Origin of the sequence: Draconibacterium sp. (assembly GCF_041583095.1) — a bacterium.
Classification (GTDB): Bacteria; Bacteroidota; Bacteroidia; order Bacteroidales; family Prolixibacteraceae; genus Draconibacterium.
The window spans coordinates 1-7,046 of record NZ_JBFHGM010000267.1 but is presented as its reverse complement, the minus strand read 5'-3'; the positions used below and the strand labels follow the sequence as shown (position 1 = coordinate 7,046).

At 43.1% G+C, this 7,046-nt stretch carries 6 protein-coding genes; 4 read left to right on the top strand and 2 right to left on the bottom strand.

The genetic code is table 11. The features are described 5' to 3' along the window. Positions 1–98 precede the first annotated feature (98 nt). The 4 genes from clpP to ABZB17_RS18590 all read left to right on the top strand — a co-directional run bounded on the left by clpP (position 99) and on the right by ABZB17_RS18590 (position 5,147). Positions 99–773: an ATP-dependent Clp endopeptidase proteolytic subunit ClpP gene (clpP, locus tag ABZB17_RS18605; protein ID WP_045026061.1), complete on the top strand. Its 675-nt coding sequence runs from the start codon at positions 99–101 to the stop codon at positions 771–773. Between the two features lie 17 nt (positions 774–790). Then, positions 791–2,005: an ATP-dependent Clp protease ATP-binding subunit ClpX gene (gene clpX, locus ABZB17_RS18600; RefSeq protein ID WP_372652403.1), complete on the top strand. Its 1,215-nt coding sequence runs from the start codon at positions 791–793 to the stop codon at positions 2,003–2,005. Between the two features lie 871 nt (positions 2,006–2,876). Beyond that, the gene (locus ABZB17_RS18595; protein WP_372652401.1) at positions 2,877–3,503 is read left to right on the top strand and encodes a fasciclin domain-containing protein; all 627 of its coding nucleotides are present in this window, start codon (positions 2,877–2,879) and stop codon (positions 3,501–3,503) included. 168 nt (positions 3,504–3,671) lie between these two features. Beyond that, on the top strand, positions 3,672–5,147 hold the full coding sequence (locus tag ABZB17_RS18590) for a Gfo/Idh/MocA family protein (protein WP_372652399.1): 1,476 nt from the start codon (positions 3,672–3,674) through the stop codon (positions 5,145–5,147). Positions 5,148–5,242: 95 nt separating this feature from the next. On the opposite strand, the gene pyrF is transcribed toward ABZB17_RS18590, so the two are convergent. Together pyrF and prfA are read right to left on the bottom strand one after the other, a co-directional pair. Beyond that, positions 5,243–6,121: an orotidine-5'-phosphate decarboxylase gene (gene pyrF / locus ABZB17_RS18585; RefSeq protein ID WP_372652397.1), complete on the bottom strand. Its 879-nt coding sequence runs from the start codon at positions 6,119–6,121 to the stop codon at positions 5,243–5,245. A gap of 10 nt (positions 6,122–6,131) precedes the next feature. After that, a partial coding sequence (gene prfA / locus ABZB17_RS18580; RefSeq protein ID WP_372652393.1) for a peptide chain release factor 1 occupies positions 6,132–7,046 on the bottom strand: 915 nt, incomplete at its 5' end.

Here is a 7,046-nt window from a genome sequence, read left to right as displayed (position 1 = left end):
TTTTGCTGAGTGCATCAGCATGAATCTTTTTTATAACTTTGTGAATCGTGATAAACGTATTTGCAAAGTTATTTTTTTTACACAAGCACTTATAAAAAATGGACAACAACGAATTTAGAAAATACGCAACTAAGCATGCCGGTATCAGCAGCTTAACAATGGACAGATATACATCGGCCTATGGCAACTATATTTCGCCAACAATTATTGAAGAGCGCCAGTTAAACATCGCGTCAATGGATGTGTTTTCGCGTTTGATGATGGACCGTATTATTTTCCTTGGCGTACCAATCGACGATACTGTAGCTAACATTATTCAGGCACAGTTACTGTTCCTCGAGTCAACCGATCCGTCGAAAGACATTCAGATCTATTTTAACTCGCCCGGAGGTTCTGTTTATGCTGGTTTAGGTATTTACGATACCATGCAATACATTTCGGCCGATGTTGCAACCATTTGTACAGGTATGGCTGCATCAATGGCAGCTGTGTTGATGACAGCCGGACAGAAAGGAAAACGTTCGGCATTAACACATTCCCGCATAATGATTCACCAACCAATGGGCGGTGCTCAGGGACAGGCTTCTGACATTGAAATCACAGCCCGCGAGATCATGAAGATCAAAAAAGAATTGTATACCATAATTGCCGACCACTCGGGACAAACACTGGAACAAATTGAAAAAGATTCAGACCGCGACTACTGGATGACCGCACAGGAGGCAGTAGACTATGGTATGATTGATGAAATTTTAGTTAGAAATAACAAATAATGTCAAATAAAGAGAAGATGGATAAGTGTTCGTTTTGCGGACGGGAAAAGAAGGAAGTAAATCTTCTGATTGCAGGGATTGACGGACACATTTGCGACCGTTGTGCCGATCAGGCTCATTCGATTATCCAGGAAGAGGTGAAAACTTCAAACTCTTTCGACCTGGATGACATCAAACTGCTTAAGCCAAAAGAGATCAAGGATTTTCTTGATCAATACGTTATCGGGCAAGATCGTGCCAAACGTGTGCTTTCGGTTTCGGTTTACAATCATTATAAACGATTAACTCAAAAAGTTGAAGACGACGAGACCGAGATCGAAAAGTCGAACATCATCATGGTTGGCGAAACCGGAACAGGGAAAACGTTGCTGGCACGCACCATTGCAAAAATGCTGCATGTTCCGTTTACAATAGTTGACGCAACTGTACTTACCGAAGCCGGTTATGTTGGCGAAGACATTGAAAGTTTGTTAACACGCTTGTTACAAGCTGCCGACTACAATGTGGAAGCTGCCGAGCGCGGAATTGTGTTTGTTGATGAAATTGATAAGATCGCACGTAAAAGTGATAATCCATCGATAACCCGTGATGTTTCAGGCGAGGGTGTTCAGCAAGGTTTATTAAAATTGCTGGAAGGCTCCATTGTAAATGTTCCGCCGCAAGGAGGACGTAAACACCCGGAACAAAAGCTGATTCCTGTTGATACTAAAAATATATTGTTTGTTTGTGGTGGTGCGTTTGACGGTATTGAGCGCAAAATTGCCAACCGACTGAATACAAAAGTAATTGGTTACAGCGCCGCAAAAGATGCCGACCGCATCGAGCGCGAAAACCTGCTTCAGTATGTTTCGCCACAGGATTTAAAATCATTCGGGCTGATTCCGGAAATCATCGGTCGTTTGCCGGTGCTTACTTACCTTAATCCTTTAGACAAAGAAACACTGCGCAGCATTTTAACCGAGCCAAAGAATTCGGTTATCAAGCAGTACAAAAAGCTGTTTAAACTGGATGACATAGAGTTGGAATTTGACGAAGAGGCGTTGGAATACATTGTTGACAAAGCCATAGAGTTTAAACTCGGTGCACGTGGTTTGCGTTCGATTTGCGAGAACATTATGAACGATGCCATGTTTGATGCGCCTTCAGATGAAATTTCAGAGCTACGCATTACCAAAGAATACGCCGAAAGTCAGATCGACAAATCGGGTATCCGACGATTAAAAGCAAGCTAATAGCTTATAAAATATCGCAGCAAAAAAACCGGACTTTTTAGTTCGGTTTTTTTATTGTTGTTAATCAAGCATGCATGCATAATACAGGATCACCCGTAAAATCCGGTGGATTAAAAATTTTATAGACATCAAGAGAAGAACTGTAACTTTCTGCCTGCCGGCGGCTTTCATCTTTGCCCCCGACGAAATGTCGGGATTTCCGCTTTGCTCCAACTTGAAGCAAAGACGAAACAGAAAATTCAAGGCTGCTTCTGATCCTTTCCCTGCGTTTTCATAAAACCTAAGTTCGGACGGGTGATCTCCTCGCCCACTCGGAGCTTCCCGCTCTCACTAAGGTTTTATTTCAACTTCGGGCAACAATCAAAAGAGGCCGTCCACTTATGTAAGGCCGCTGCATCAAAGCTCGGCCTCGGCCGGTGAGCCGGAAAACAAGCGGTGACGACGTTAAAAAATTACTGCTGTTCGAGGCGGTACGACGAGTTCAGTAATTTTAGTCGGCATCGCGTAGATTTTCCGAGAGAAACGGGCGCAGCCTTGGGTTTTCTGTCTACTCTTTGGGCTAAACCAAAGAGTAGAATCCGGCTGATAAGCCAAAAGTAATCTGCTTATGGTAGGTGACTTGGCTCAATACTGAAACGTCTGGAGAGAGACTCTTTTTTTTCTTCTCCACCAACTTTTCAATGTGATCCATAATACATTTTTTACTTTTTTTAACATTTAAACCAAAAACCTCTATTAATAGGTATTATAGATTATATTTCAGACATTTTTATGCTTTTTGTTTACTGTTTTATGTTTTTACTTAAACATTATTAAAGAAATTATTGTTGTTCAGATAAATACTTTTAATACTCATTAAATATCTACAACAATGAAAACAGTAAATTTTAAGAACATGTTAAACTTAAGAAGTTTGGCTTTCGCCGCAGCAATAATTGTAAGTATGGCATTTGTTAGCTGCGAAAAAGAAAACGATGATTACATCCCTCAAAGTGAACTTAGTGATGACTCGATGCTAAAAGCCGGAAAATCGTTACCTCCGGGTGATGCTTCTATTGCTGCAATTGCAATTGATGCTGGTTTTTCAGAACTGGTTGGTGCACTTTTTTATGTTGACGGAGAATTGGGATCCGGCTTGGTTGACATGTTTTTAAATGGTACCGACCAATACACCGTATTTGCTCCGACAAACGACGCATTTATGGCCCTTTACGATGCTTTGGGAGTGGAAAGCATTAATGAGCTACCGGCCGATTTAGTTTTGAATGTTTTGTTGTATCATGTAACTGACGGAAGAAGAGCTGCAAACAGTGTAGTTCCTAAAAAGAACCCGAAAACAATTGAAACACTACTGGAAGGTGCTACATTTAATGTTGACAAAGATCTGAAAATTTGGGCAGTTGGAAATACCGCGATGCTGGTACCCGGTTTTGTTAACATCTCAGCATCAAATGGAATCATCCATGTAATTGATGCAGTTATTCTGCCAATTGAATAGTCTAAAATAATTTCAACGCCATGAAACTTCAAAGAAGCGGCTTTTACAAGTCGCTTCTTTTTTTTTGCTGACAGCAAATTAGTGTTAATCTTTCTTCAAAAACCTTAAACAGTAGGTTAAGCCTAAGATTTTTTCTATTTTTCCGGGTATTTTTTCGAAAACAAGAAAATGAGCAATTTATCACGCAGAAAATTCATAGGCACAACAGCAACGAGTATTGCTGCTGCCACAATTCTTCCATCAAACGTTATAGCTGGTTTGGGGCATAAAGCTCCCAGCGACAAACTCAACATTGCCGGAATTGGTGTTGGCGGAAAAGGTTTTACCAACCTGAAATTTATGGAAACCGAAAACATCGTGGCTTTATGCGATGTGGATTGGGAATACGCCGGGCGAAATGCCTTTGAACGCTGGTACCGTGCCAAACAATATAAGGACTTCAGGGTGATGCTGGAAGAACAGAAAGATATTGACGCAGTGATGATTGCCACTCCGGACCATACGCACGCCCTGCCGGCATTAATGGCCATGCGCGAAGGCAAACATGTTTTTCTGCAAAAGCCATTAACGCATTCGGTTTACGAATCGCGGATTATGACCGAAACAGCAGCGTGCTACGGCGTTGCCACACAAATGGGTAACCAGGGAAATTCGGCTGACGGTATACGGCAAATTTGCGAATGGATTTGGGCCGGCAAAATTGGCGAGGTCACGCATGTAGACACCTGGACCAACCGCCCGATTTGGCCGCAAGGATTAACACGCCCCGAAAAAGGGAAACGCGTGCCCAAAACTTTAGACTGGGATTTGTTTATCGGGCCGGCAAAATTTACGGAATACAACCCCATTTACCACCCGTGGAACTGGCGTGGCTGGTGGGACTTTGGCACCGGAGCACTCGGCGATATGGGATGCCATATTCTCGATCCTGTTTTTAAAGCACTGAATTTACAATATCCAAAAACGGTTGAAGGCAGTTCAACGCCTTTTAACAACGATTCGGCACCCAATGCAGAGTTTGTTCGTTACGAATTTGATCGTCGCGATAACCTGCCAAAAGTAGCCATGCCCGAAGTTACCGTGCATTGGTACGACGGTGGTTTTATGCCTCCCCGCCCCGATGAATTAAAAGACGGCGAACAAATGGGCGATGATGGAGGCGGTTGTATTTTTTACGGCACACGTGGGAAAATTATGTGTGGTACCTACGCGGCAAATCCAACCTTATTGCCAACTTCGGAGATGGCACATTTCCAGGAACCGGATAAAACCATCCGACGTATTTCGAATGCCATGGAAGGCGGCCACGAACAAGACTGGATACGTGCCTGCAAAGAAAGTAAAGATGCCCGGGTTGAAGCTTCGTCGAACTTTTCTTATGCCGGACCACTGAACGAAATGGTTGTTATGGGTGTGCTGGCCGTTCGTTTGCAAAGTCTTCAGCGTAAACTGGAGTGGGACGGTCCAAATATGCGTTTTAAAAATATCAGCCCGTCGGATACTATCCGCGTATTGAAAAAGGACAATTTTGAGGTAATAAACGGTGACCCAACATTTGATAAACAATACGAAACACTACCTGCATTAAAAATGGCCGAAGAGTGGATCAGGCATACTTACCGAAGAGGTTGGGAGCAGATTTAGGAGGAAAGACGAACACAAAGTCACGAAGACACAAAGAAAAAGGGATGCCGATACAAACGACATCCCTTTTTCCTTTTCAAAGCGCGAATCTTTATCTAAATCAATCCGGCTTCCTGCAGCAATACTTCCATTTCTTTCTGAACTTCTTCGGCAGCAGCACCGGCTTTCTCTGCAAAATCAGCTTCCGACGATGCATAAATGATTCCACGCGATGAGTTCACCAACAAACCACATTTGCTGTTCATTCCGTTTTTAGCCACTTCCTGCAAACTGCCACCCTGTGCTCCAACGCCGGGGACCAACAAAAAGTGATCGGGAACGATCTCGCGAATTTCTTTTAGTTTTTCGGCTTTTGTAGCGCCAACCACATACATCAGATTTTCTGTGGTTCCCCAGTTTTGCGAAGTTTTTAAAACAGTTTCAAACAGTTTGTCGCCAGTTTCTTTGTCCTCTATAAACTGGAAATCGTAAGCTCCTTTATTCGATGTCAGGGCCAAAAGAATTACCCATTTGTCGAGGTAAGTCATAAACGGTTTTACTGAATCTTCGCCCATGTACGGTGCAACTGTTACCGCATCAAAATCCTGATGATCAAAAAATGCCCGTGCATACAAATTCGATGTGTTACCAATATCGCCACGTTTGGCATCGGCAATTACAAAAATTTCAGGGTATTTCGATTTTACATACATCACCGTTTTTTCCAGGCTTTCCATTCCTTTTGATCCCAAACTTTCGTAAAACGCCAGGTTGGGTTTATACGCCACCGAGAATTCGGCGGTTGAATCAATAATTTCTTTATTGAATGAAAAGATCGGATCTGATGTGTCTTTCAGGTGTTGCGGAATTTTTTGAATATCGGTATCCAAACCAACGCAAAGGAAACTGCGCTTTTTTTGGATCTGCTCAAATAGTTGCTTTTGATTCATGATAAAAAGTCGGAAGCCGGAAGACCGAAGTCCGAAGACTCCCATTTTATTGTTTTTAAATTTCTGCTTCTTTTAGTTTTGCGGCGTTTTCTTCAATCATCAGTTTGTCGATGATCTCATCGATTTCGCCGCCAATAATTGCCTGCAGGTTATACAGTGTAAGGTTAATACGGTGATCAGTTACACGTCCTTGCGGCCAGTTATACGTGCGGATTTTTGCCGAACGGTCGCCGGTTGATACCATCGTTTTACGTTTCGATGAAATCTCATCGATGTATTTCTGGTACTCCATATTGTACAAACGCGTACGTAATTCGGCCATTGCTTTGTCGAGGTTTTTCAGTTTCGATTTCTGATCCTGACAAGTCACCACAATTCCTGTTGGAATATGTGTTAAACGAATGGCTGAGTAAGTAGTGTTCACCGACTGTCCACCGGGGCCTGACGAACAGTATTCATCACGACGGATATCTTCGGTTCGCAATTCCACATCAAACTCGTCGGCCTCAGGAAGAACTGCCACAGTTGCTGCCGATGTATGTACACGGCCCTGCGTTTCGGTTTGTGGCACACGTTGCACACGGTGTACTCCCGATTCGTATTTCAGGATTCCGTAAACACCTTCGCCGGTAATGTTGGCAACAATTTCTTTAAAACCGCCAGCCGTACCTTCGTTGGCATTGGTAACTTCCATACGCCAACCTTTTTGTTCGCAAAACTTGCTGTACATACGGAACAGGTCACCGGCAAAAATACTTGCCTCGTCGCCACCGGTTCCGGCACGGATTTCGAGAATTGCATTTTTCGCATCTTCCGGATCAGCAGGAACAAGCAAAAGTTTTACCTCTTTTTCAATCTGAGGTATGCGTTTTTCCGATTCCTCGATTTCCTCACGCGCCATTTCGCGCATTTCTTCATCGCTTTCTTCGGCCAGCATTTCTTTTCCGGTCAATATATTATCGACCATGTT

Bases quoted from the DNA above. Each gene is read 5' to 3' on its own strand.
- clpP (WP_045026061.1), top strand. From the start codon at position 99: ATGGACAACAACGAATTTAGAAAATACGCAACTAAGCATGCCGGTATC.
- clpX (WP_372652403.1), top strand. From the start codon at position 791: ATGGATAAGTGTTCGTTTTGCGGACGGGAAAAGAAGGAAGTAAATCTT.
- ABZB17_RS18595 (WP_372652401.1), top strand. From the start codon at position 2,877: ATGAAAACAGTAAATTTTAAGAACATGTTAAACTTAAGAAGTTTGGCT.
- ABZB17_RS18590 (WP_372652399.1), top strand. From the start codon at position 3,672: ATGAGCAATTTATCACGCAGAAAATTCATAGGCACAACAGCAACGAGT.
- pyrF (WP_372652397.1), bottom strand. From the start codon at position 6,121: ATGGGAGTCTTCGGACTTCGGTCTTCCGGCTTCCGACTTTTTATCATG.